Annotated in this window: 17 protein-coding genes; 11 read left to right on the forward strand and 6 right to left on the reverse strand. The window is 75.8% G+C overall.

Going from position 1 to position 24,768, the window contains the following annotated elements; all coding sequences use genetic code 11:
• The first annotated feature begins 47 nt into the window (after nt 1–47).
• A complete protein-coding gene (locus IH54_RS0128370; protein WP_031522201.1) occupies nt 48–1,802 on the forward strand; it encodes an ABC transporter ATP-binding protein in 1,755 nt (584 codons plus the stop codon).
• A gap of 616 nt (nt 1,803–2,418) precedes the next feature.
• On the forward strand, nt 2,419–2,616 hold the full coding sequence (locus IH54_RS0128375) for a hypothetical protein (protein WP_031522203.1): 198 nt from the start codon (nt 2,419–2,421) through the stop codon (nt 2,614–2,616).
• A gap of 173 nt (nt 2,617–2,789) precedes the next feature.
• Here the strand turns inward: IH54_RS0128375 and dmpI are convergent, their stop codons facing one another.
• Both dmpI and IH54_RS0128385 read right to left on the reverse strand, forming a co-directional pair.
• The gene (dmpI, locus tag IH54_RS48150) at nt 2,790–2,978 is read right to left on the reverse strand and encodes a 4-oxalocrotonate tautomerase DmpI (protein WP_031522205.1); all 189 of its coding nucleotides are present in this window, start codon (nt 2,976–2,978) and stop codon (nt 2,790–2,792) included.
• A 107-nt stretch (nt 2,979–3,085) separates the two neighbouring features.
• On the reverse strand, nt 3,086–4,000 hold the full coding sequence (locus IH54_RS0128385; protein ID WP_031522207.1) for a LysR family transcriptional regulator: 915 nt from the start codon (nt 3,998–4,000) through the stop codon (nt 3,086–3,088).
• Nucleotides 4,001–4,137: 137 nt separating this feature from the next.
• Between IH54_RS0128385 and IH54_RS40325 the strand changes: the two genes are divergently transcribed.
• Complete coding sequence (locus IH54_RS40325; RefSeq protein ID WP_052397966.1) at nt 4,138–4,413, forward strand: hypothetical protein; 276 nt, start codon at nt 4,138–4,140, stop codon at nt 4,411–4,413.
• A 19-nt stretch (nt 4,414–4,432) separates the two neighbouring features.
• On the opposite strand, the gene IH54_RS0128395 is transcribed toward IH54_RS40325, so the two are convergent.
• A complete protein-coding gene (locus IH54_RS0128395) occupies nt 4,433–5,047 on the reverse strand; it encodes a dihydrofolate reductase family protein (RefSeq protein ID WP_031522212.1) in 615 nt (204 codons plus the stop codon).
• 150 nt (nt 5,048–5,197) lie between these two features.
• Here IH54_RS0128395 and IH54_RS0128400 point away from each other — a divergent pair, with 150 nt between their 5' ends.
• Both IH54_RS0128400 and IH54_RS0128405 read left to right on the forward strand, forming a co-directional pair.
• Nucleotides 5,198–5,992 (forward strand): SDR family NAD(P)-dependent oxidoreductase, encoded by a 795-nt coding sequence (locus tag IH54_RS0128400; protein WP_031522215.1) that lies wholly within the window; start codon nt 5,198–5,200, stop codon nt 5,990–5,992.
• A 155-nt stretch (nt 5,993–6,147) separates the two neighbouring features.
• On the forward strand, nt 6,148–6,999 hold the full coding sequence (locus tag IH54_RS0128405; RefSeq protein WP_052397967.1) for a sulfurtransferase: 852 nt from the start codon (nt 6,148–6,150) through the stop codon (nt 6,997–6,999).
• A gap of 193 nt (nt 7,000–7,192) precedes the next feature.
• On the opposite strand, the gene IH54_RS0128410 is transcribed toward IH54_RS0128405, so the two are convergent.
• Nucleotides 7,193–7,441: a WhiB family transcriptional regulator gene (locus IH54_RS0128410; protein ID WP_031522220.1), complete on the reverse strand. Its 249-nt coding sequence runs from the start codon at nt 7,439–7,441 to the stop codon at nt 7,193–7,195.
• 259 nt (nt 7,442–7,700) lie between these two features.
• On the reverse strand, nt 7,701–8,147 hold the full coding sequence (locus tag IH54_RS0128415) for a MarR family winged helix-turn-helix transcriptional regulator (RefSeq protein WP_031522222.1): 447 nt from the start codon (nt 8,145–8,147) through the stop codon (nt 7,701–7,703).
• Between the two features lie 82 nt (nt 8,148–8,229).
• On the opposite strand from IH54_RS0128415, the gene IH54_RS0128420 reads away from it, so the two are divergent.
• From IH54_RS0128420 to IH54_RS0128450, 6 genes are all read left to right on the forward strand, one after another.
• Nucleotides 8,230–8,649: an organic hydroperoxide resistance protein gene (locus IH54_RS0128420; RefSeq protein WP_031522224.1), complete on the forward strand. Its 420-nt coding sequence runs from the start codon at nt 8,230–8,232 to the stop codon at nt 8,647–8,649.
• A gap of 580 nt (nt 8,650–9,229) precedes the next feature.
• Nucleotides 9,230–10,786, forward strand: a complete 1,557-nt coding sequence (locus tag IH54_RS0128430; RefSeq protein ID WP_234343968.1) for a class I adenylate-forming enzyme family protein — start codon at nt 9,230–9,232, stop codon at nt 10,784–10,786.
• Between the two features lie 145 nt (nt 10,787–10,931).
• Nucleotides 10,932–13,991, forward strand: a complete 3,060-nt coding sequence (locus tag IH54_RS0128435) for a non-ribosomal peptide synthetase (protein WP_031522228.1) — start codon at nt 10,932–10,934, stop codon at nt 13,989–13,991.
• A complete protein-coding gene (locus IH54_RS46300) occupies nt 13,988–14,323 on the forward strand; it encodes a phosphopantetheine-binding protein (RefSeq protein ID WP_107060284.1) in 336 nt (111 codons plus the stop codon). The genes IH54_RS0128435 and IH54_RS46300 overlap by 4 nt, the downstream gene beginning before the upstream one ends.
• Entirely contained in the window at nt 14,320–19,818 is a 5,499-nt protein-coding gene (locus tag IH54_RS0128445; RefSeq protein ID WP_052397968.1) for a non-ribosomal peptide synthetase/MFS transporter, read from the forward strand. The genes IH54_RS46300 and IH54_RS0128445 overlap by 4 nt, the downstream gene beginning before the upstream one ends.
• Complete coding sequence (locus IH54_RS0128450; protein WP_063762393.1) at nt 19,805–23,035, forward strand: non-ribosomal peptide synthetase; 3,231 nt, start codon at nt 19,805–19,807, stop codon at nt 23,033–23,035. The genes IH54_RS0128445 and IH54_RS0128450 overlap by 14 nt, the downstream gene beginning before the upstream one ends.
• Before the next feature lie 79 nt (nt 23,036–23,114).
• Here IH54_RS0128450 and IH54_RS0128455 read toward each other — a convergent pair whose 3' ends face one another.
• On the reverse strand, nt 23,115–24,461 hold the full coding sequence (locus tag IH54_RS0128455) for a condensation domain-containing protein (RefSeq protein WP_031522237.1): 1,347 nt from the start codon (nt 24,459–24,461) through the stop codon (nt 23,115–23,117).
• Nucleotides 24,462–24,768: the final 307 nt, after the last annotated feature.

The following is a 24,768-nucleotide window of genomic DNA, read 5'->3' on the forward strand; positions in this document are numbered from 1 at the left end:
GGGCGCGGGGCCGCCGCGTACCGCGGCCGGCGGGAGGCGGTGCGGCCGTGAGCGGGGAGTTGCTGCCGACCGGGACGCGGCGCGAGGCGTACGCCTTTCTGCGGCGTGCCGCGGCCGCCGACCGGTGGGGCGCCGGGGCCGCCGTCGGGACGACGGTGCTGGCGAGCGGCGCCGGGCTCGTACCGCCCTGGGCCGTCGGGACGGTCGTCGACCACGTCGTCTCCGGCCGCGGGGGCATCTTCCCGCAGGCGCTCCTCATCTGCGTCGCGACCGTGGTGGGCGCGCTGGCCGGCGGCGCCTCGGCGGTGGCGCTCGCGCGGGTCGGCGAGCCCGCGCTCGCCGGGCTGCGCGAGGAGGTGCTGGACCGCGCGCTCCACCTGCCCGCCGACCGTGTCGAACGGGCCACCACCGGCGACCTGCTCTCCCGGCTCTCGGACGACGTGCGCACCGTGTCCCAGGGGCTGCGCGACACCCTGCCGGTGGTCGTGGGCTCGGCCGTCACCGTCGTCCTGACCGCGGCGGGCGCGCTGGCGCTCGACTGGCGGCTGGGGCTGGCGGTCCTGGCCGCCGGCCCGCTCTTCGCCGCCGCGCTGCGCTGGTACCTGCCCCGCTCGGCGCCGCTCCACCGCGAGGAGCGGATCGCCCAGGGCCGGCGGGCCGAGGCGCTGCTCGGCGGGATCGAGGCGGCCCCGACGGCCCGGGCGTTCGGGATCGGCCCGCTGCTGGTCGGCCGGGTCGCCGACGCCTCCGGCCGCGCGGCGGGCGTCTCCGTCGACGTCTACCGCCTGTCGCTGCGCCTGCTCATGCGCAACAACCTCGCCGAACTCGCCGGGCTGTCCTGCGTCCTCGGCCTGGGCTTCGTCCTGGTGCGCCAGCACCTCACCTCGGTGGGCGCCGTCACCGCGGCCGCGCTGTACTTCCTGCGGCTGTTCGGCCCGATCGGCGGGATCCTCTTCACCTTCGACCGCTTCCAGGCGATCGGCGCAGCCCTCTCCCGGCTCGTCGGCATCGCGGCGATGCCGGCGCCGCCGGCCCCGGACCCCGCCGCCGAACTCCCGGGCGGCGACGTCGTCCTGGAGGCGGTCACGCACGCCTACGTCCCCGGGCGGCCCGTGCTGCGCGATGTCAGCCTGCGTATCGCCCCCGGCGAGCGGGTCGCCCTCGTCGGCGCCACCGGGGCGGGCAAGACGACGCTGGCCGCGGTCGCCGCCGGGGTGCTCCGGCCGACCGGCGGCACGGTCGCGTACGGCGGCACGCCCTACGACCCTGCGCGGACCGGGGCGCGCTCCCGGGTCTTCCTCGTCACCCAGGACGCCCACGCCTTCGCCGGGACGGTACGGGACGCGCTCACGCTGGTGAAGCCCGGCGCGCCGGACGGCGAGCTGTGGCGGGCGCTGTCCGCCACGCTCGCGGACGGCTGGGTCGCCGCCCTGCCCGGCGGCCTGGACACCGTCGTCGGCGAGGAGGGCCACCGGCTCGCGGCCGACCAGGTCCAGCAGCTGGCCCTGGCCCGGGTCGTGCTGGGCGACCCCTGGTTCGTGGTGCTGGACGAGGCCACCGCCGAGGCCGGGTCGGCGGGCGCGCACGTCCTGGAGAAGGCCGCGGCAGCCGCGGTCGAGGGCCGCTCGGCACTCGTCGTGGCCCACCGCCTGACGCAGGCCCGCCCCGCCGACCGCATCCTCGTCCTGCACGAAGGGGCGGTCGTCGAGCAGGGCACGCACGACGAGCTGCTCGCCTTCGGCGGCCGTTACGCCGAGCTGTGGCGGGCCTGGTCGGACCACCACGCCGCCGCGCCGGGCTGAGCGCGGACCGCCGCCAGCGGTCGCCGTCCGGCGTGCCCGCGACGACGCCGAGGTTGAGGAAGGTCCGCAGCCTCGCCCGGAAGGCGGCGGGCCGCTCCCCGCCGACCCGCGCGACCAGGGCGCCGCCCGCCGCGCCGCTCGCGCTGCCCGCCAGCCGGTCCAGGGCGGCGACGAGCGTGAACGCGGACCAGCTGCCGATGAGGACGAAGGCCGCCAGGGTCGCGGCCTGGAGGACGAGGGAGGCGAGCCGGACGGTGCGCGCCCCGTACCGGTCGGCCCGATTCCCCGCTGGTACGCCGGCGCCGGCCCGCACACGCCGGCGACCGTCAGACCCGCGCCCACCTGCGTGGCGGGCAGGTGCACCACGAGCGTGAAGTAGAGGACGGCGGCGGAGTCGAAGAGCCCGTTGCCCACGCGGCTGACGAAGTTGGCGGCGATCAGGGCGCGCTCCGCGCGGGGGCCCGGCCCACCGGGTATGCGCTCCCCGGCTCCGGTCCCGATCACGCAGGTCAGGCTAACAGTGACATTTCCCGATACGGGCCCGCCCGCCGCCGCGCCGGGCTAGGCTCGTACGTCCGGGGCCCGTCGAGCGGGCCCGCCAGGCACGGGGGTGCTCATGATCTTGATCTTCGCGGCAGCGGCCATTTTCCTCGCGCTGATCGCTTGCGTCGTGACGCTGGTCCGCCGCGGTTCCACCCGCGGCGCTCCGCGCGCCGAAGCCGCCCACCGCGCGGAGGCCGAGTACCAGCGCGCCTTCAACGACGCGCGCACCGTGCACAACGCCGCTGCGATGGGTGACGGCTACCACCGCTGACCCGCCCGCCACGCCGCCCCCGGATTCCGGGATCCGAGGGGACGGCGTGGGCGCTCCGCGTCCGGCAGGGCGTTCGGCTCTCGTCGCTGTGGTCCGCGGTCCCTGCCGCGACCAGCGACCGGACGGCAGCCGACGGCCGACCGGGGGCGGGCGCACCGGACGGCCCGGGTGCGCTACTTCCTCGTATCGGCCGTGAGCTTGCCCGCGACGGCCCAGCTCTCGGGGCTCGTCTCCTGGATCCACACCTGCACGCTCTCGGCCGGCACCTGGAGCGCGTCCACGAACGCGTCGGTGATCCGTGCCACCAGCTCGCGCTTCAGCTCGACGCTGCGCGGGCCCTGCTGGACGGTGACGATGGGCATCTGGTCCTCCTGGGTCGTCCGGGTCGCGGCCTGCGGCCCGCGACCTCCTGTGCCACCCAGTCCACACGTTCCGGCGGCCCGCACCCAGCCCCGGTCCGCGCGTGCAGTCATCGCGGATCGAGATCGCCGCGCGCCACGTCGCGGCAGGCGTCGAGCAGCGGGCGCAGCCGGTGCGCGGGGGTCTCCTGCCGCACCGCCAGCACGCCGGGCAGCGCGAGCCGGCGGCCGGCCGGGTCCGTCACGTGGACGAAGGCGACCCGGCTGTGGCGCAGGTGCGCGGCGTGGGACGCGTACACGACCGTCCACGCCGACCGGCCCGCCCCCAGGGACGCGAGGTTGTCCTGCAGTGAGCCGTGGCTGCGGCCGGGAAGCGGCTCGAATCCGGCCTCGTGGCAGGCGCCGACGACGAGGTCGACCAGCGGCGGGTTGTTGCGCCGCTCCGTCAGCAGCAGCGGCAGACCGGCCAGTTCGGTGAGGGGGACCGTCCCGCGCCCGGCGAGGGCGTGCCCGGCCGGCAGCGCGGCCACCAGCTCGTCCTGCCAGAGCGGCAGCAGGCGTACGCCCTCCGGCACGTCGATCTCGCCCCGGGCGAACGCCGCGTCCCACTCCCCCGCGCAGACCCTGGCGAGCCGCACGTCGAGCGGGCCGGAGAACAGTTCCACCGCGGTGCCCGGGGCATCCCGCTGGAGGACCTCCAGCACCTGGTCGAGGCGCTCGCCCATACCCGTGCTGGTGCCGACACGCAGGGTCGAGCCGCGGTCGGCGACGAACCGCTCCACCGCTCCGGCGGCACGCCGGGCGGCGTCCAGCACCTCGCGGGCGGCGGGCAGGAACTCCTGGCCCGCCTCGCTCAGCCGCACGTGGCGGGGCGAGCGGTCGAGCAGCTCGACGCCCAGCTCCCGCTCGAGCCGGCGGATCTGCGTGCTCACCGCCGACTGGGCGATCATGAGGCGCTCGGCCGCCCGACCGAAGTGCAGATCCTCCGCGACGGCCACGAAGTAGTGCAGCTGGCGCAGCTCCATCCCCGCCGCCCCCTCTCACCCGTCCCCGCGCCTGCGGATCCTTCCAGGCTAACCGGCGGAACCGGCCGGGCCCGTGGCAGGTCCTTCATGGCGTCCGTCCGGCCGGACGGGCCGCCGCACGCCGAGACGAGGTCGATATGAAGCGCCGTTCGACGAGGTACCTGACCGTTTTCGCGTCGATAGCCATCGCCGTGTCCGCCCTCACCGGATGCGCCAGCGACTCGCGCGGCACCGGCGACTCGCCGGTCGCCGACCACCGGGGCGAGGACAGCCCGGCCAACGTCACCAACTTCCCCGACGGCTTCGCGAACATCGCGACCAAGTGTGTCGCGGGCGCTCCCGGCTTCCGCGCGTTCGTGACCACCAGGGAAGCCGCGCCCATCGTGCTCGCCGACCCCGCCTGCAAGGGCTGACACCCGCGCACGGGCGGCGTCACAGCACGTCGTAGACCAGGTGCGTCGCCGTCGACGTCGGGATTGCGCCGCGCTGCACCAGCGTGTGCCGCGCCCCGGCGGGGAAGAGCGGCGTGCCGGAGCCCAGCACGACGGGCGCCAGGTGCAGTGACAGCGTGTCGACGAGGCCGGCCGCGAGCGCCGAGCCGATCGTGGCGCCGCCGCCCATGAGGACGACGTCGAGATCCCGGCCCGCGGCCGACGACGCGGCCTCGGCGCGCTCGCGCGCGGCGGCGACCGCGTCGGGCAGGCCGGTGGTGACGAACGTCCAGTCGAGGTCGGTGAGCCGGACCGAGGCCAGCGGCGCGCTCGTGACGACGACGAAGGCGGGCCGGCCGACCTCACCGGCGCCGTAGCCGGTCTCGGCGTCCCAGCCCCGCGGCCCGTCGACCACGTCGAAGAGGTGCCGCCCGAGGACGACGGCGCCCGAGCGGGCGGTCGCCTCGCCGAGGATCCTGCGGTCCTCGGGGTCGTCGGAGAACGCCCAGGCGTGCAGCGCCGCGCCGCCGGCGCCCAGCCCGCTGTCCGGGCCGGCGCCGGGGCCGGTGACGAAGCCGTCGAGGGAGACCGAGATGTCAGCGGTGATGCGAGTCATACCGGGGAGGACTGCCGCCGCCGCCGGAACTCATCGCTGCCGCCCGGCCCGGCGAAGCCCCCGGGTGGCCGAGCCCGTACCGCGGCGGGCCGGGAAGGAGAACCCTGGCGGCCCGGCCCGCGGGCCGCCGGGACGGCGGGAGACGCCAGCATGCTCATCGACCTTTCCGGCCGGACCGCCCTGGTCACCGGCTCCACGCAGGGCATCGGCCGCGCCGTCGCGGCCGGTCTGGGCCGGGCCGGCGCCCGTGTCGGGGTGAACGGCCGCAGCGCCGGGTCGGTGGGGCGGGCGGTCGCGGAGCTGTGCGACGAGACGGAGCGCGACGTCTTCTTCGCCGCGCCCGGCGACCTGTCCTCCGAGGAGGGCGCGCGCCGGGTCGCGGACGCGCTGCCCGGCGTCGACATCCTCGTCAACAACCTCGGCGTCTTCGGCGCCGCCCCCGCGCTGGAGATCGACGACGCCGAGTGGCGCCGGTACTTCGAGGTGAACGTCCTCGCGGCGGTGCGGATGATCCGGACGTACCTGCCGGGCATGAAGGACCGCGGCTGGGGCCGGGTGATGAACGTCGCGAGCGACTCCGCCGTCGTCATCCCCGCCGAGATGATCCACTACGGCATGACGAAGACGGCGCTGCTGGCCGTCACCCGCGGCTTCGCGAAGGACGCGGCCGGTACCGGCGTGACGGTCAACTCGCTGATCGCCGGGCCCACCCACACCGGCGGCGTCGAGGACTTCGTGTACTCGCTGGTGGACCGCGACCTGCCGTGGGACGAGGCGCAGCGCGTCTTCATGGCCGAGCACCGCCCGCAGTCGCTGCTGCGGCGGCTGATCGAGCCGGAGGAGATCGCGAACATGGCCGTCTACCTCGGCTCGGACTTCGCGACCGCCACGACCGGCGGCGCCGTCCGGGTGGACGGCGGCTACGTCGACTCGATCCTGCCCTGACCCGGGACATGGACCCGCTCCCCACCCGCCTCACGCCCGGGCGGCGGCCGCGGGGCGCGGATCCGCCGTGGCCGGGGTGCTCGGGTGCCGTATGAGGGTCTCGCCATTCGGATGTTATTGGCTCACCATGTGGACAGGTGGCTAGGGTTCGCGGCATGACCGATCATGTGAGTGTCCCGCCGTTCGTGCGGGTGGAGGAGCTGGACGCGCTGCCCGGGCGGGTGGTCCTGGCGGACGTGCGCTGGTATCTCGACGGCCGTTCCGGGCGGGCCGCCTACGAGGACGGGCACTTGCCGGGCGCGGTGTTCGTGGACCTGGACCGCTGGCTGACCGGGCCGGCCACGCCGGAGGGCGGCCGCAACCCGCTGCCGTCGCCCGCGGTCTTCAGCCGGGGCATGCGCACGCTGGGCATCGGCGACGAGGACGTCGTGGTGGCCTACGACGACCAGGGCGGCGTGATCGCCGCCCGCCTGGTGTGGATGCTGCGGACCACCGGCCGGCGGGCCGCCGTCCTGGACGGCGGCCTCGCCGCCCACCTCGACGCCTTCCCCGGCTCCCTCGTGACGTCGGAGCCGGTCCCCGCCGAGGCCGTCTTCACCGAACGCCCCTGGCCGGAGGACGTGCTGGTGGACGCCGACGGCGTGACGGGCCGCGACGTCCTGGCGGTCGACGCCCGCAACCGGGACCGCTTCCTGGGCGCACAGGACCCCGTCGACCCCCGCCCCGGACACGTCCCCGGCGCGCGCAGCGTCCCGTGCCGGGGGAACCTGGACGACCGCGGCCGCCTGCTGCCGCCCCAGCAGATCCGCGACCGCTTCGCCGACGCCGGGGTCGACCGGGACACCGCACCGCTGGTCGTCTCCTACTGCGGCTCGGGGGTGACGGCCTGCCACAATCTGCTGACCATGGAGCACACGGGAATCGGCCGGGGCCGCCTCTTCGTCGGCGGCTGGTCCGCCTACGGCGGCGACCCGTCCCGTCCCGTCGAGACGGGCACCGGCCGCTGACACCCCGTCAACCGCGCCGCCGCAGCGGTCCTGGTGCTGTGACCGGGAGGGTCTGCCGGGAGCTTGCGGCGTCCGGTGCGGTGCGTCGCAAGGCTCCGGATCGGCCTCGTAGCGGGCCTACTCGGCCGGTGCGGCAACGCAGCGAGGTGCCGTGCCGGGCGTCGCAAGCCGGTGAACCCTCCCGGTCACGGCACTATCGGCGTGCGCGGCGTTCGCGGCGCCGCACCGTACGGCGCTCGTCCTCGCTGAGTCCGCCCCAGACGCCGGCCTCCTGGCCCGTGTCCAGCGCCCACCGGCGGCAGGCGTCCATGACGGCGCACCGGCGGCAGACGGCCCTCGCCTCCTCGACCTTCAGGAGGGCCGGCCCGGAGGTGCCGACGGGAAAGAACAGCTCGGGGTCCTCGTCGCGGCACGCGGCGCGGTGTTGCCAGTCGGGGATCATCGTTCCTCCGTCTTGCGGTCGCCCTTCGGTACGGGAGCGGCGGGTGCTGCCGGGGCCGTCGGGCGTCCCCGCCCTCCCCGCGGCTTCCCGCGGCGGTTGCGACGGATGCACCCGTCCCGCTCCACGCTTCGCCTTACCGGGACGGCGGAGCCGAATCCGCCCGGACCCTCCGAACTCGCCGCCCCCCTCGCGGAGTCCGGCCGCCGGGGCGAACGGACGGCGGGTCAGGACCGGGCGGTGTCGCACGGGGTGCGGGCGGTCATGGGCCGGCGGGCGGCGGGGGAGCGGCGTCCAGGGCGGCGACGAGCCGGCGCAGGCCGGCGTGGAGGTGCTCGGCCTCGGCGGCGCTGTAGTCCAGGGAGCCGAAGACCCGCGCCACGACGCCCTCGCCGGGCTCGCGGAGGGCGCGGCCCTCGCCGGTCAGCCGGACCAGGACCGAGCGCTCGTCGGTGCGGCTGCGCTCCCGCGTCACCAGCCCGGCAGCCTCCAGGCGCTTGAGCAGCGGCGAGAGTGTGCCGGACTCGAAACGCAGCGCTTCCCCCAGCTCCTTCACGCTGCGGCCGTCGCGGTCCCACAGCAGCAGCATCGTCAGATACTGCGGGTACGTGAGTCCGAGCGGCCGCAGCTCGCGCCGGTAGGCGTTGTCGAGCTCGCGTGCCGCGACGTGGACGGCGAAGCAGGCCAGGTCGTCCGGTACGAGTCCCATACTCCCAGGGTACAGGTTTGACAGCGCACAATTAAGTTGCGTACAACTGAATCGTTCGCAATCCACTGAGAGGACCCTCGTGATGCCGACCTACACCGCCGTCGCCACCTCGTCCGGCCGCGACGGCCGCGCCACCACCTCCGACGGCCGCCTCGACCTCCAGCTCGCCATGCCGAAGGAGCTCGGCGGCAACGGCGAGGGCACCAACCCCGAGCAGCTCTTCGCCGTCGGCTACGCGTCCTGCTTCGGGTCCGCCCTGAAGCTGGTGGCCCGCGCCAAGGGGCTGAACGCCGACGACTCCACCATCACCGCCGAGGTGACCCTGTCCAAGAACCCGGAGGGCCAGGGTTTTGTGCTCGCCGCAGTCCTGCGGGTCAAGCTGCCCGCTGGCTTGACGCCCGAGCAGGGCACCGCCCTGGTCGAGGCCGCCCACCAGGTCTGCCCGTACTCCAACGCCACCCGCGGCAACATGCCGGTCGAGCTGGTCGTCGAGCACGCCTGAAGCCCGCCGCGTCCCGGCCGGGACCTCTTCCCGGCCGGGGCGCGCGCGTACCGGGTCGGAACAGGCCCAGGTCCTCCAGCTCCTTGTGCAGGGCGGCCCGGGGGTGCGCCGCCCCGTGCGGGGCGACGGCCTTCCCCGGCCGCTGACGCGGGGCCTCTCCCGGGCGGCGGTCGCGCAGCAGTCACGCCCCGGCGAGCCCGCCGGTCAGCCCGCCGAGGTGGCAGAGCCGGCTCACGCCGGGCGTGCCGGGGACGGCGACCGTGAGCATGTGGACGAAGGTGCCCGCCATGGCGAGGCCGATCGCGGCGGGGGAGGGCCGTCGGGCGCCACGCCGCGGCTCCGGGGGCGAATCTCGGCCCGTGGCCCGCGAACCGTTCCTCCTGGTCGGTCAGGGGTCGACCGGTGGTGGCGACCCGTCAGGAGCGGTCGGCGCCGCCTGCGTGAGGGTGCCCGGGAGGCGTCGTACGGCGGTTCGCGGCCGAATCTTGACCCCCTAGTTGGTCTATGCCAATCTTGCCGTCAGGTCTGGACCAAGTGTCATTCGGGGGCGCTCGGAGCCGGCCGGAGAGGCCCGGGGGAAGTGGCAAGCTCCATACAGCACAGCAGGGTCGGCACCCGATTCGACGCGCCGGCGCAGGCCCGGGACGCCCCGCCGGGACCGGACCCCGCGGACGGGCGGACGGTGCACGGACTGCTCGACCTGCGGGCCGCGGCGCAGCCGGACCGGACGGCGATCAGCACCGACACCGGCACCGGGCTGACCTTCGCCCAGTGGCGGGAGCGGTCCCTCTCGGTCGCGAGGGCGCTGGTCGCCCGCGGCGTGCGGCCCGGCGACCGGGTGGCCCTGGTGTTCGGACTGCGCGACTGGCCGGACTACGCCGTGCACTACTGCGCGGTGACCAGGGCGGGCGCGGTCGCGGTGCCGGTCTCGGACGGGCGCCCGGCGGAAGCGACCGGGGGACTGCTGGAGCACTGCGGCGCCGTCGGCGTGATCGCCGGGGCCGCCGGTGAGTTGCCGGCCGGCCCCTGGTGGACGGCCCGGACCGCCGATCTCGCCGCCGACGGACCCTTCCCGGTCGACCTGCCCACGATCGGACCGGACGACGCGGCCCAGGTGCTCTACACCTCCGGCACCACCGGAAAGCCGATGGGCGTGCTCGCCACCCACGGCAACGTGGTGCACGGGACCAGGCCGGCCGCCCGGCACCGGCCCCTGAAGCACTCCGAGGAATTCCTGCACGCCTTCGCCGTCGGCACCAACGCCGGCCAGACCATGCTGGTCAACGCGCTCGACGCGCACCCGGCCGCGCTGGTGGCCACCCGCTTCACCCCAGCCCGGTTCGCCCGGCTGATCGAGCAGCGGTCGGTGGGCAGCGTCTTCGTGGTCCCGGCGATGGCCGCCGAACTGCTCAACGCCGGGGTGCAGCAGCGCCACGACCTCTCCTGCGTCCGGCTCCTCGGCTCCACCGCCGCCGCGCTGCCGCCCAGCGTGGCCACCGCGCTGACCGAGGCCTTCCCGAACGCCACCGTGGTCAACTACTACACCTCCACCGAGGCGGCGCCCGCGCAGACCGCGATGGTCTTCGACCCGGCCCGCCCCACCGCGCTGGGCCTGGCCGCGCGCGGATCGGTGATGGTGGCGGACCCCGACGGCCGCCCGCTGCCGCCGGGGGAGACCGGCGACGTGCACCTGCGCTCGCCCGCCGCCCAGCGCGCGTACTACGGCGACGGCGCGGCCGGCGCGCGGGTCTTCCGGGCCGGCTGGGTGCGGATGGGCGACGTCGGCTACCTGGACCGGGACGGCTACCTGCACCTGGTCGACCGCGAGTCCGACGTGATCAAGTCCGGTGCCTACAAGGTCTCCACGCTCCAGGTGGAAGCGGTGCTGCTGGAACACCCGGCGGTCGCCGACGCGGCGGTGGTCGGCGTGCCGCACCCCGTACTCGGCATGAGCGTCGGGGCCGCGGTCGTACCGGCCGACACCGCCGCCTTCGACCCGGCCGAGCTGCGCACCTACCTCGCCGGCCGGCTGGCCGCGCACGAGATCCCCGGCCGGATCCTCACCCTGGACGTCCTGCCGCGCAACGAGGCGGGCAAGCCGCTCAAACGGGTCGTACGCGAACTGCTCGCCGGCTGACCGCCACCCACCCACCTCTTCCGCCGCCCGCCACCCCATTTCATCTCGTCCCACCTCTCACGCGCGGCCGCCGCGCCCTCCGGCGATGGCGCACGCCCCGCGCCGCCGCTCCTCACGGATTCCCGACAGCGAAGCGAGTCCTTCCATGCCCGAACCCAGTGCCACCGTGCTCCCGGCAAGCCTTCCGCAGCAGGGCGTCTGGCTGACCGAGCGGCTCGACGCCGCCCGCACGAGCTACCACCTCCCGCTGCGGATCGGCTTCGACCGCGTCGACCCCGCGGCCCTGCGCGCCGCCTGCGCGGCCGTCGTCGCCCGCCACCCCGCGCTGCGCGGCGCCCTCGCCGAACGCGACGGGGTCGTCGCGCTCCACCGCGCGCAGGCCGACGTCGTCCTGGCCGAGAGCGCCGCCGCGGACGGCCCGGCCGCGCTGGACAAGCTGATCGAGGAGGAGGCGACCCGCCCCTTCGTGCTGGAGACCGGGCCGCTCGCCCGCTTCACCCTCTTCCACGGCCCGGACGGCGCCGCCGACCTGCTGTTCGTCGCCCACCACGCCGTCTTCGACGGCATGTCCAAGGACGTCCTGGTCCACGACCTGGCCGCCGCGTACAACGCGGCCGTCGCGGGCGCGCCCGCGGACCTCGGAACGGCGGACCCCGAGCGGCCCGCGGAACCCGGTCCGGAGCTCGTCCGGGCCGCCGCCGACTGGTTCGGCCCGCGCTGGACGGACTCGGCCGACCTGCTGCTGCCGGGCCTGCGGCGGGCAGCGCAGGGCGTCGGCCCGGGCGCGGCCACCGGCCGCCGGCTGGACGCCGAGGCGCTCGCCGCGGCCGCCGGCGCGTGCGGGGTGAGCAGCTTCGAGTTCCTGCTCGCCGCCGTGCACACCCTGCTGCGGCGCTACGGCAACACCGGCGTCCCGGTGGCCGTGGCCCTGTCCACCCGGCCCCCGGGACCGGCGCGCGAGATCGGCCTGTTCGTCAACGAACTGCCGCACCACCCGCCCACCTTCGCGGCGTCGCCGTCCTTCCGCGACTTCGCCCTCGGGGTGCGGGCCGGGCTGCGTGAGCTGTACCGCTTCCGCGCGGTGCCCTTCGCCCCGGCCGTCGGCGGCCTCACCCCCCGGGTCGGCCTCACCCCGGTGTCCTTCGGCTACCGGCGCCGCGGACCGGAGCCCGCCTTCACCGGGACCGCGAGCCGCGTCGACTGGATGATGTTCAACGGGACCGCCCGCAGCACCCTGCACATCCAGGTGGTGGACTCGGCGGACGGCTGCGAACTCAGCCTCCAGTACGACCCTTCGGTGATCGCGCCGGAGACCGCCGAGCGGATCGCCGGACACCTGGAGACGCTGCTCGCCGCCGCGGTCGCCGGCCCGGACACCGGCGTGGACGCGCTGCCGCTGCTCGGCGCGGACGAGCTGCGGCAGGTCACCGAGGACTGGAACGACACCGCCCGCGACTACCCGGCCGACCGGACCGTCCTCGACCTGTTCGACGCGCGGGCCGCCGCCCGCCCCGACGCCGTCGCCGTCACCGCGCCCGACGCCGAGCTGACGTACGCCCAGCTCCGCGACCGGTCGGCGGAGCTGGCCGGGCGACTGGCCGCCGCCGGGGTCGCCCCCGGCAGCCTGGTGGGGGTGCACCTGGCGCGCACCTCGGCGCTGCCCGTCGCGCTGCTCGCCGTCCTCAGGGCCGGTGCCGGATACCTGCCGCTCGACCCCGGGTACCCCCAGGAGCGGCTGGCGCTGGTGCTCGCCGACTCCGGCGCCGCGCTGCTGCTGGCCGACGGCGAGCCCGCCGCAGCGGTGGCGGCCGCCGCGCCCGCCGTGCTGCGGCTGGACCTGCCCGCCGGACCGGCGGAGCCCGCGGAGCGGCCGCTGCCCGCGCCGGGCCCGCAGGACCGCGCGTACGTCCTCTACACCTCCGGCTCGACCGGCGGCCCCAAGGGCGTGTCCGTCGGCCACCGCGCCCTGGTCAACCTGCTCAGCTCCTTCGCCGACCGGCTCGGCTCGACCGAGCGGGACCGCTGGCTCGGCCTGACCTCGCTCTCCTTCGACATCGCCGGGCTGGAACTCTTCCTCCCGCTGGTGACCGGCGCCCGGCTGGTGCTGGCCGGCGACGGACTCGCCGTCGACGGGCCCGGGCTGGGCGAGCTGATCCGCCGCGAGCAGGTCAGCCATGTGCAGGCCACCCCGTCCGGCTGGCGGGTGCTGCTCACCGCCGGGAGCCTGCCGGAAGGGCTGACCGCCCTCGTCGGCGGCGAGGCCCTGCCGCTGCCGCTCGCCCGCGAGCTGCGCGGCCGGGTGGACCGGCTGCTCAACGTGTACGGGCCCACCGAGACCACGGTCTGGTCCACCTGCGCGGAGTTGCCGCCGCTGCCCGGGACCGTCACCATCGGCCGCCCCGTCGCCAACACCCGCGCCTACGTCCTCGACCCGCAGGGCCGCCCCGCGCCCGTGGGGATCCCCGGCGAACTCCACCTGGCCGGTGACGGCGTGGCGCAGGGCTACCTGCACCGGCCGGAGCTGACCGCCGAGCGGTTCGTCGCCGACCCCTACGGCGGCGGCCGGATGTACCGCACCGGGGACCTGGCGGCCTGGACCGAGGACGGCGAGCTGGACTTCCTGGGCCGGCTGGACGACCAGGTGAAGATCCGCGGCCACCGGATCGAGCTGGGCGAGATCGAGTCCGCACTGCTGGAGCACCCGGCGGTCACCGCGGCAGCGGTGGCCGTCGACACCGGCCAGGACGGCGAGCAGCGGCTGGCCGGCTACCTGGTGGCCGCGGCCGGGCCCGCCCCCGCCGCCGCCGAGCTGCGCGCGCACCTGGGCCGGACGCTGCCCGGCGCGATGATCCCGCAGGTCTTCGTGGCGCTGCCCGCGCTGCCGCTCACGCCCAACGGCAAGCTCGACCGGCGCGCGCTGCCCGCGCCGCCCCCCGCCGAAGCCGCCGCCGGGCCGCACGACCTGCCGGCCGCGCCCGCCGGCGACCCGGTGGAGGCCGAGCTGTGCGCGATCTGCTCCGAGGTGCTCGGCATCCCCGACATCGGCACGGACGAGGACCTCTTCGACATCGGCGCGCACTCCCTCAGCTTCATCCAGATCGCGGCCCGGATCCGCAAGTCCTTCGACGTCGACCTCGACCTGGAGATCTTCTTCGACGTGACGACCGTGGCCGGGCTCGCCGCAGCCGTGAAGGAGCAGCAGTGACCGACGACTTGAGCACCCCTGCGGCCGTCCGCGCACCGTCCCTGCTCGCGGTGCTCGCCGACATGACGGCCGAGGCGAGCGACGACGCCGTGACCGCCGCCGAACTGCTGGCCGCCCCCGGCACCCCCTTCGTCGCGATGGGCCTCGGCTCGCTCGCCCAACTCCGCCTGGTGGACGCGGTGGAGGGGCGCTACGGGGTCTTCCTCGACCTGGACCAGGGCGACTTCCTCGACAACCTCCAGGCGCTCGCCGCCCACCTGGTGGCCGACCACGGGGTGGCCGAGCAGCCCGCGGACGGGCACGGCGCGGACGGACCGGGGGAGCGCGGATGAGCGACACCCGACCGCAGCCCGCCGGCTGGTCCGACGCCAAGCGCGCCCTGCTCGCCCAGCGGCTGCGCGGCGCCGCCGCACCCGTCCAGGTGGTCGCACCCCGCTCGGCCGGCACCGTGCCGCCGCTGTCCAGCGGGCAGGAACGGCTGTGGTTCATGGAGCAGTTCGCACCCGGCGGGGCCGCCTACGCGCTGGCCCCCGCCCGCCGGCTGCGCGGCCCGCTCGACCGCACCGCGCTGGACGCGGCGCTCACCGACCTGGTGGCGCGGCACGAGGCGCTGCGGATGACCTTCCCCGCCACCGAGGACGGCGCCGCCGAACTCCGCATCGCCGAACCCGGGCCGACCGCCGCGCGGTTCACCGACCTCGCCGCCCTGCCCGAGCCCGCGGCCCGGGCCGCCGAGCTGATCGGCGAGCGGGCCGCGGAACCGTTCGACCTGGCCGCCGGGCCGCTGCTGCGCGCCGAGCTGCTCCGGCTCGGCGCCGAGGAGCACGTACTGGCGCTGGTCATGCACCACATCATCACGGACGGCTGGTCGGTCGACATCCTGCACCGCGAACTGGACGCGCTGTACGCTGCCCGCGCGGACGGCACACCGTCCGGACTCGCCCCGCTCGCCGTACAGTTCGGCGACTACGCGGTCTGGCAGCGGGAACGGCTGGACAGCGGCGCACTGGCCGCCGACCGGGCGTACTGGCGGACCGCCCTGGACGGCGTGCCCGCGCTCGACCTGCCCGCCGACCGGCCCCGGCCGCCCGTGCTCACCTTCGCGGGCGCCGCACACGCCTTCCACTGGGACCGCCGGCTCACCGGCAGGATCGCGGAGGTCTCCCGCGCGTACGGCGCCTCGACGTACATGACCGTGCTCGCCGGCTACCAGGCCCTGCTCTCCCGGCTCGGCGGACAGCGGGACTTCGCGGTCGGCTCGCCGGTCGCGGGCCGGCTGCACCGCGAACTCGAAGGCGTAGTGGGCGCGTTCGTCAACATGCTGCCGATCCGGGCCCGGCTGGAGGAGGGGATGGGCTTCGGCCGGCTGCTCAGCCGGGTGCGGGAGACCACCCTGGACGCGTACGCACACCAGGAGGTGCCCTTCGAGCAGATGGTCGCCGACCTGGACGTCACGCGCGACGTCAGCCGGTCCGCCGTCTTCCAGACCACCTTCGCCTTCCAGAACTACGGCGAGCGCGGCGCGGCGGCGCCGCCCGCCGGGCCCGAGGGCTTCGGCTACGCCGCCACCTCCACGCACTTCGACCTGGCCCTCTACCTGAGCGAGCAACCGGACGGCCTGCACGGGCTGTTCACCTACCGCACCGACCTCTTCGACGAGGCCACCGTCGTCCGTCTCGCCGAGCGCTTCGAAATGCTGCTGGACGCCGCGCTGGCCGACCCGGACCGCCCGGTGGACGAGCTGCCGCTGGTCACCGGGCAGGAGCGGGAGCAGCTGGCCGCCTGGTCGGCCGGTCCCGAACTGCCCGCGGGCGGGCCGGAGACGCTTCCCCGGATGCTGGCACGCGCCGCGGCGGAGCACCCCGACCGCCCCGCGCTGGTCTTCGAGGACCGGTCGCTGACCTACCGTCAACTCGACCGTCGGGCCAACGGGCTGGCGCGGCGGCTGCGCGCCCTCGGCGTCGGACCGGACGACCGGGTCGCGATCTGCCTGGAGCAGTCTCCCGACCTGGCCGCCGCCCTCGTCGGCGTGCTGAAAGCCGGCGGCGCCTACCTGCCGCTCGACCCCGAGCAGCCGCCCGCCCGGCTGGCCCACCTGGTCGCCGACGCACAGGCCGCCGTGCTGATCACCGACTCGGTGCTGCGCGAGCGCTTCCCCGGCTACCAGGGCGCGGAACTGCTGCTGGACGGCGAGCCGTTCGAGGAGTGCGACGACCCGCCCGCCGAGCTCTGCGGACCCGACGACCTGGCCTACGTCGTCTACACCTCCGGCTCCACGGGCCTGCCCAAGGGCGTCGCCGTCCAGCACCGGCAGATCCTCAACTACCTCACCGGCGTGGGGGAGCGGCTGCGCATCGAGCCGGGCGGCCGCTACGGGCTGCTCCAGTCGCTGTCCTTCGACTTCAGCCTCACGATGCTCTACCTGGCCCTCGGCAGCGGCGGCACCCTCCATCTGCTGCCGCGCCGGATCTCCGGCGCCGAACTGGCCGAGCAGGTCGAGTCGCTGGCGCTCGACTACCTGAAGATGACGCCGTCGCACCTGGCCGCCCTGACCGCCGACGCCCCCGTCGAGCGGCTGCTGCCGCGCCGCGCGCTGGTGCTGGGCGGCGAGGCGTCCAGCTGGGCGTGGGCCGCCGAACTGGCCGCCGCCGGGCGGTGCGCGGTCTTCAACCACTACGGGCCGACCGAGGCGACCGTGGGCGTCTGCGTCTTCGAGGTCGGCCCCGAGTCCGGCCCGGGCAACACCCCCATCGGCACCCCGCTCGCGGGCGCCCGCTGCCTGGTCCTGGACCGCGCGATGCGCCCGGTGCCGCCCGGCGTCACCGGCGAACTCCACCTGGGCGGCGACCGGTTGGCCCGCGGCTACCTCGGCCGCCCCGACCTCACCGCCGAGCGCTTCACCGCCGACCCGGAAGGCGGCGGCCGGCTCTACCGCACCGGCGACCTGGCCCGCTGGCGTCCCGACGGCACCCTGGACTACCTCGGCCGCGCCGACGACCAGATCAAGGTGCGCGGCTACCGCGTCGAACCCGGCGAGATCGAGGCCGCGCTGGCCGAACTGCCCGGCGTCACGCAGGCGGTGGTGGTCAGCCGCGGCGAGGGCGTACGGCAGAACCTGGTCGGCTACCTGGAGCGCCCCGGCGCCACCGAGCCGCTCGCTCCGGCCGGGGTGCGGGCCCGGCTGCTGGAGGTGCTGCCCGACTACATGGTCCCGGCGCGGTACGTGGAGCTGGAGCGGCTGCCGCTGCAGGCCCACGGCAAGGTCGACCGCCGCAAGCTGCCCGAGCCCGAGGAGGCCGCCGCCACCGGCGAGTTCGTCGAGCCCGACGGCGAGGCGGAGACCCGGGTCGCCGCCATCTGGACCGAGCTGCTGGAGGTCTCCCGGGTCGGCGCGCTGGACGACTTCTTCGAGCTGGGCGGGCACTCGCTGCTCGCCACCCAGGTGGTGGCGCGGATCCGCCGGGCCTGTCCCGGCCTGCCGGTCCCGATCGGCGTGATGGACATCTTCCGCTTCCCGACCGTACGCGGGCTCGCCGGGCTGATCAGCGACCCGGCGGCGGACCGCGGGAAGGGCGGGCTGCTCCACCGGCTCACCCCGGAGCGCCGCCGTACCGCCGCGAGCGTGGTCTGCGCACCGTACGGCGGGGGCAGCGCGCTGATCTACAAGCCGCTGGCCGACGCGCTGCCGGAGGACTGGGCACTGCACTCGCTCGCCGTCCCCGGCCACGAGCTGGGCGAGCAGCCGATGCCGGTCGAGGAGGTGGCGGCCGCCTGCGCCGAGGAGATCCTCGCGGACGTCGAGGGCCGGCTGGTCCTCTACGGGCACTGCGGGCTCGGCGTGCAGCTCTGCGTCGAGATCGCCCGCCGGGTCGAGGCGGCGGGGCGCGAGATCGAGGCCGTCTACCTCGGCGGGATCTTCCCGTTCGCCCGCCCGCGCGGCCGCGGCGCCGCCCTCGCCGAGCGCTGGTCGGAGCTGGCCGAGCGGCTGCGCAGCGACCAGGGCATGGTCAACGCCCTGGCCGCGGCGGGCCTCGACACCGACGACGTGGACCCCGAGCAGCTGCGGCTGATCATCCACAACCGCAGGACCGGCACCAAGGAGGCGGAGCGCTACTTCACCGAGCTGTTCGAGACCGAGGGCGGCCGACTGCTCGACGCCCCGGTCGTCGCGGTGTGCGGTGAGCGCGACCCGGCGACCGAATTCCACCAGGAGCGCTACCTGGAGTGGCACCGGATCACCGGCACCGCCGCCGCCGTGGTGCTCGCCGAGGCCGGGCACTTCTACCTCAGGTACCGCGCCGAGGAGCTGGCCGCCGTCGTCACCGGGGTGCACCCGGCGCTCGCCGACGGCACCGAGGACCGCTACCGGCGCACCGAGGAGTCCACGTGGTGGCTGGACGGGGTCTCCCGCGACCCGGCCGCCCGCGGCGCCGGTCCGGCGGAGGGCGAGGTCCGGCCGAGCATGGGCCGCTTCCTCACGGTGGCCGCCGGCCAGCAGGTGTCGATGATCGGATCGGCGCTCACCGAGTTCGCCCTGCCGGTCTGGATCTACCTGCGCACCGGCTCGCTGGCCCACTTCGGGCTGCTGGCCGCCTTCGCCCTGGTGCCCGGCATCCTGGTGGCGCCGATCGCCGGCACCGTCGTGGACCGGCACGACCGCCGCAGGACCATGCTGCTCGGCGATCTGGCCGCCGGCGTCACCCAGGCCGTGATGCTGGTCCTGGCCCTCACCCACCGGCTGGAGGTCTGGGAGGTCTACCCGCTGATCTCGGCGCTCTCGGTGGCACTGGCCTTCCAGCGCTTCGCCTGGGGGTCGGCGGCCGCGCAACTGGTGCCCAAGCGCTTCCTGGGCCGGGCCAACGGCGTGGTCCAGCTCGCCTTCGGCTTCGCCCAGTTCCTGGTGCCGCTGTTCGCCGTCGGCCTGCTCGCGGCCGTCGGCCTCGGCGGCATCCTCGCCTTCGACGTGGCCGGCTACGCCTGCGCGGTGGCGGTCGTCGCACTGGTGAGGTTCCCCCGGGCGATGGCCTGGCACCGGCGGGAGTCGGTTGCCGAGGAGATACGGGCCGGATTCCGGCTCGCGCTCGGCAGCCGGCACTTCCGCGCCATGCTGCTGTTCTTCGCGGTGCTCAACATCTTCCTCTCCCCGCTCTTCCTGCTCACCACCCCGCTGGTCCTCTCCTTCAGCCACCTCGCCTCCACCGGCTGGATCGCGACGGGCGGCGGCGCCGGCGCGGTCGCCGGCGGGCTGACCCTGCTCATCTGGGGCGGGCCGCGCCGGGAGCGGCTGCGCGGGGTGCTGCTCGCCGCCCTCGCCCTGTCCGCCGCGTGCGTGCTCACCGGCCTGCGGCCGTCCCTGCCGCTCGTCGCGCTCGGCGCCTTCGGCATGGCCTACGCGCTGGCGCTGGTCAACGGCGTCTACGCGACGATCATCCAGACCAAGGTGCCGCAGCGCTTCCACGGCCGGGTGATCGCGGTCAACACCATGGTCGCCTGGTCCACCCTGCCGGTCGGCTTCGCCGTGGTCGCGCCCTTCGGCCCAGGGCTGCTCCAGCCGCTGATGGACCCCGGCGGCGCGCTCGCCGGCACCGCCGGGCAGATCGTCGGCACCGGCCCCGGACGCGGAATCGGCCTGCTCTACGTGCTGTTCGGCCTGGCCATCGCGCTGCTCGTGACGATCTCGCTGCGGCTGCCCGTACTCGCCGGGTTCGACCGGGAGGTGCCGGACGCACCGTCCGACGACCTCGTCGGCCTCCAGGCGCTCCAGGCCCTCAAGACCGGAACCGCCGACCGACCCACCACCCGCGAGGTGCCCAGTGACCAGCTCTGACCCCGTGCGCCACTACCCGCTGACGGTCGAGCAGCGCCGCCTGTGGTTCCTCCAGCAGCTCGACCCGGCCGACGCCGGCTACAACATGTACATCGCCTGGCGCTGGCGCGGCCCCCTCGACCTGGCCGCGCTGACCGCCGCGCTCGACCGGCTGCGGGCCCGGCACGAGGTGCTGCGCACCCGGTTCGACCTGCTCGACGACCAGCCGGTGCAGCTCGTCGGGCCGCTCGAACCGCTGCCGATCGAGGAGGTGGACCTCGCGGTGCCGCCCGGCGCGGACCCGGCCGAGGCCGCCCGACTGGCGGCCGCGGCCGCCGGCGAACGGGTCAACGCCCCCTTCGACCTGGCCGCGGGCCCGCCGCTGCGGCCCGCGGTGCTCCGGCTCGGGCCGGACGACCAGCTGTTCTGCCTTGCCCTCCACCACATCGTCAGCGACGGCTGGTCCGCGCGGCTGCTGTGGTCGGAGCTGCTCGCCTGCTACCGCGCGGAGCTGGCCGGCCAGGAGCCCGAACTGCCGCCCGTGACAGCTACGTTCGGGCAGTACGCGGTCGCCGAGGCGGAACGGCTCGACGGATCGCGGGCCGCGGCGGAACTCGACTACTGGCGGGACAAGCTCGCCGGGATCGCCCGCCTCGAACTGCCCACCGACCGCCCACGCCCGGCCCGCCCGAACCGCCGCGCCGCCTTCGGCGACGTGCGGATCGACGCCGGACTCGTCTCCGGCGTCGAGCAGTTGGCCCGCAAGGAGCGCTGCACCCCGTTCATGGTGCTGCTCGCGGCCTACCAGATCCTGCTGGGCCGCTGGGCCGGACAGCACCACTTCGCCGTCGGCGTCCCGGTCGCCGGCCGTACCGAGGTCGCGCACGAGGCGCTGCTCGGCTACTTCAGCAAGACCGCGGTGGTACGCGCCGACCTGTCACCCGTGACCGACGGCGAGACGGCCGCCGACGCGGACTTCCGTACCGTGCTGCGCCGGGTCCGCTCCGCGGCGATGGGTGCCTTCGGGCACCAGGACGTCCCCGTCGAGCGGCTCGTCCCCGCCCTCGGACTGCCGCGCGGACGCCACGTACCGCCGCTCTTCCAGACCCTCTTCGTGCTCCAGAGCCAGAACGACCTCTCCACCGAGTCGGCCGAGGACGCCGTACCGGGCGTCACCCTGGAACCGGCCGACGCCGGGTTCGCCCAGGCCAAGTTCGACGTGCTGCTGGACCTGTGGCGGCACGCCGACGGCGGGCTCCACGGGGCCTTCTGCTTCGACGGGGAGCTGTTCGCCCGGGCCACCGTCGACAGCGCCGCGGCACGCTACGTGCAGCTCCTGCGCGAGGTGGTCGCCGACCCGCTGCGCCCGCTCACCGGCGACCTGCTGCTCACCGCGGCCGAACGCGACAGGGTGCTCGCCCTCGGCACCGGGCCCGCGCTGCCCGCCGAACTCCCCACCGCACCGGAGTTGTTCCGCTCGGCCGCCGCCCGGCACCCGGAAGCGGTGGCGCTGGAGTGCGGTGGCGACACCCTCGGCTACCGCGAGCTCGACCGGCGCTCCTCGCTGCTGGCCGAGCGGCTCGGGGCCCGGCCCGGCGCCGTGGTCGCCGTCCGGCTGGACCCCTCCTTCGACCTGGTCACCGCGCTGCTGGCGATCTGGAAGGCGGGGGCCGGATACCTCCCGCTCGACCCGGCGCACCCCGCCGAGCGGCAGCGGCTGCTGCTCGCGGACGGGCAGGCGGAGCTGCTGCTCGCCGCCGCCGGCGACCGGGACGCCGCCGAGCTGGGCGTCCCCGTGCTCGCCCTCCCCGGGAACTGGCCCGCGGACGCGCCCGCGGGCACCCTGCCCGCGGTGCCCGGATCCGCGCCCGCCTACCTGCTGCACACCTCCGGCTCCACCGGCCGCCCCAAGGGCGTCCTGGTGGACCACGCGGCGCTCGCCGCCCGCCTGCACTGGATGGCGGGCCCCGACGGCTACGGCCTGCTGCCGTCCGACCGGATCGTGCAGTTCGCCTCGATCGGCTTCGACACGCACGCCGAGGAGCTGTGGCCCGCGCTCGCGTCCGGCGCGCGCTGCGTCCTGCTGCCGGGCGGCGGGCGGATGCTGCCCGACTACCTCCGTACCCCGGCCGCCGCGCGGGTCACCGTCCTCGACCTGCCCACCGCGTACTGGAGCGAGCTGGTCGACCTCGGCGAGGACCTGCCGTGGCCCGCCGCGCTGCGGCTGCTGATCCTCGGGGGCTCCGAGGCCACCTCCCGGTCGGTCGCCGGCTGGCGGGCCCGGCACGGTGACGCGGTACGGCTGGTCAACACCTACGGCCCCACCGAGGCCACCGTCATCGCCACCAGCGCCGAGCTGACCGCGGCCGACACCGCCGCCCGCCCGCCGCTGGGCCGGCCGCTCCCGGGCGTACGCGCCTACGTGCTGGACCGGGGGCTGCGGCTGCTGCCGGCCGGTTTCGAGGGCGAACTCGCCCTCGGCGGCGCGGGCCTGGCCGCCGGCTACCACGGGCGGCCCGACCTCACCGGGACGAGCTTCGTACCCGACCCGTACGGCCCGCCCGGCGCGCGCATGTACCTGACCGGCGACCGGGTCCGCTGGCGGGCCGACGGGCAGCTGGAATTCCTCGGCCGCACCGACGACCAGGTGAAGATCCACGGCCGCCGTGTCGAACCCGGCGAGATCGAGGGCGCCCTGGCCGCCCACCCCGGGGTGGCCCGCGCCGCCGTGGTGGTCCGTGACGGCACCCGGCTGGTGGGCTACGCGGTACCCAGGGCCGGAGCCGTCCTGGAACCGGCCGCGCTCCGCGACCACCTGGCGGTACGGCTGCCCGCCTTCATGGTGCCCGCCGTCTTCGCCGTGCTGGAGACGCTGCCGCTCACCGCCAACGGGAAGCTCGACCGCCCCGCACTGCCCGACCCCGGCCCGGGCGCCTCCGGCAGCCGCGAGTACCTGGCGCCGCGCACCGACGCGGAGCTGCTCGTCGCCGGCATATGGCAGGAGGTCCTGGGGGTGGAGAAGGCGGGCGCCCTCGACCACTTCTTCGAACTCGGCGGCGACTCCCTCCTGGTGACCCGCGTCGCCGCCCGGATCCGGGCTGCCGCCGGCCTGGACGTGCAGGTGCGGGACGTCTTCGACGAGCCGACCCTGGCGGGCCTGGCAGCCCGCGTGGAGGAGCTGCTGATCGCCGAGATCGACGCGCTCAGCGAGTCCGAGGCGACGCGTCAGCTGGGCTGACGCCCCCGGGGCGGCCGCGGTGCGCGGCCGTCGCCGGGGGGCGCCGGGCGTACGGGGCAGGGGACCGCCCGGCGGGCCGTCAGGCCAGGGCGGCTGCGACCACGCGCTCCTCCACCGCACGCAGCAGCGGTTCCACCTCGGCGGCCGGGACGGAGCGGGTGTCGACCAGCAGGGTCGCGCAGGTGCGGCCTGCTTGCTGCCCCAGGCCGAAGAAGAAGCGGCAGTCCTGCCGCGCCCAGCGCGACCGCCAGCGGAACTCGCCCGGCTGCGCCGCGGCCAGCTGCGAGGGGTCGGGGGCCGCGGCGCCGTGCTCGGTCTCCCGGTGGTCGTTGAAGAGCGCGTTGAGGTCGAGTGCGGCGCCCCGCCGCTTCTCCTCCGCCGTGACCGCCTCCGCGAGCGCCCCCGGGTCGTAGTGGCCGTGCCGGGACGTCTGCAGCTGCGCCCGCCACGCCTTCCGGGCCAGCTCGCCGAACTCGCCAGAACCGCCCAGCACCACCAGCCCGTTCTGCGCGAAGGCGCCGACCGCCGTGCGCTGCTCCTCGTTCACGCGGTTGCCCAGGATGACCTTGAGCGGCACGGCGTCGAATCCGGTGCGCTCGGCCAGCTCCTGCCCGAGCGCCGCCAGGACGACCGCGCTCGGCGAGGTGCCGGTCCCGACCGCCGCCAGCCGGCTCGCCAGATCCAGCCGCTCGCAGCCGAGTTCGCCCTCCCACCAGCGCACGTCCTCGCCGGGTCCGGCGTCCTCGGGCCACAGGGAGGCGGGGATCCCGGTGAGCCGGCGGGACCACAGGGCGACCGCGGCGGCGCTGCGGGCCGTCGCCTGCGGCCCGGCCTCGTATTCGGCCTGCTCGCGCGGCTGCCGTCCCGGCACCGGCGGCGGCAGCACCCCCGGGCGGCGGCGCCGCTGGGCGAGCAGCCGGCGCAGGTCGTCCAGCACCACCTGGGCGCCGGTCCCGTCGGCGGCGATGTGCGCCACCGTCACGACCGCTCCGGCCACCTGGCCCGCCACCAGGACCGCGGTGACCCGCACCGGCAGCCCGTCGCCGAGCAGGTCGAAGCGCACCGCCTTGTCCGCGGCGGCCTCCCGCTCCAGGACCCGCGCGAGTTCCTCCGCCGCGTCCGCCTCGACCAGGCGCACCGTCAGCGTCCCGGCGCCGCCCAGCCGTTGCCGCAGCCCGCCGCCGGCGTCGAGTCGGTAGACGGTGCGCAGCGACTCGTGCCGTTCGAGCAGCGCCCGTACCACCTCGGCGAAGTCCCCCGGGGGCACGGGGTGGCGCAGGGCGAGCGGGAGCGCGATGTTGAAGTAGTGGTCGTCCGGCGCGTACCAGGAGATCGGCTCCCAGATCGTCCGCTGCCCCCAGGTGGCGGGCCGGCTCCCGTCCGCCAGCCCCTCGAACCGGACCTCCAGCCCCGCGCTGCCGTGCATCGGCACCCCTCCGCTCCCCGCAATGGTACAGACCAAAGGGATCCTAGGGCTGCCGAGGCCGCGGGGGCGAGGGGTTCGCCGATATCCGCTCGGCCGTGTACGCGGGGGCGGCCGCCCGGCCCGCGTTCATCGCGGCGGTCTTCGGTGCGCCGACGCCGGACGTGAATTGCCGCGCGAAATTCCCGCGATTCCTGTGACGCCAGGTACCCGAGGGGTGCATCGGGCGGCGGGTGTCTCCGCGAGCGCGCCGCGGACCGTGTTTAATGTGCGTTTCGCCTGTCTCTCTCCTGGTGGAAAAACAGCTGTT

The sequence above is a fragment of the Streptomyces sp. NRRL F-5123 genome, from assembly GCF_000721495.1.
In the GTDB taxonomy this organism is placed as follows: Bacteria; Actinomycetota; Actinomycetes; order Streptomycetales; family Streptomycetaceae; genus Actinacidiphila.

Bases quoted from the DNA above. Each gene is read 5' to 3' on its own strand.
- IH54_RS0128375 (WP_031522203.1), top strand. From the start codon at position 2,419: ATGATCTTGATCTTCGCGGCAGCGGCCATTTTCCTCGCGCTGATCGCT.
- dmpI (WP_031522205.1), bottom strand. From the start codon at position 2,978: ATGCCCATCGTCACCGTCCAGCAGGGCCCGCGCAGCGTCGAGCTGAAG.
- IH54_RS0128385 (WP_031522207.1), bottom strand. From the start codon at position 4,000: ATGGAGCTGCGCCAGCTGCACTACTTCGTGGCCGTCGCGGAGGATCTG.
- IH54_RS40325 (WP_052397966.1), top strand. From the start codon at position 4,138: ATGAAGCGCCGTTCGACGAGGTACCTGACCGTTTTCGCGTCGATAGCC.
- IH54_RS0128395 (WP_031522212.1), bottom strand. From the start codon at position 5,047: ATGACTCGCATCACCGCTGACATCTCGGTCTCCCTCGACGGCTTCGTC.
- IH54_RS0128400 (WP_031522215.1), top strand. From the start codon at position 5,198: ATGCTCATCGACCTTTCCGGCCGGACCGCCCTGGTCACCGGCTCCACG.
- IH54_RS0128405 (WP_052397967.1), top strand. From the start codon at position 6,148: ATGACCGATCATGTGAGTGTCCCGCCGTTCGTGCGGGTGGAGGAGCTG.
- IH54_RS0128410 (WP_031522220.1), bottom strand. From the start codon at position 7,441: ATGATCCCCGACTGGCAACACCGCGCCGCGTGCCGCGACGAGGACCCC.
- IH54_RS0128415 (WP_031522222.1), bottom strand. From the start codon at position 8,147: ATGGGACTCGTACCGGACGACCTGGCCTGCTTCGCCGTCCACGTCGCG.
- IH54_RS0128420 (WP_031522224.1), top strand. From the start codon at position 8,230: ATGCCGACCTACACCGCCGTCGCCACCTCGTCCGGCCGCGACGGCCGC.
- IH54_RS0128435 (WP_031522228.1), top strand. From the start codon at position 10,932: ATGCCCGAACCCAGTGCCACCGTGCTCCCGGCAAGCCTTCCGCAGCAG.
- IH54_RS0128445 (WP_052397968.1), top strand. From the start codon at position 14,320: ATGAGCGACACCCGACCGCAGCCCGCCGGCTGGTCCGACGCCAAGCGC.
- IH54_RS0128455 (WP_031522237.1), bottom strand. From the start codon at position 24,461: ATGCACGGCAGCGCGGGGCTGGAGGTCCGGTTCGAGGGGCTGGCGGAC.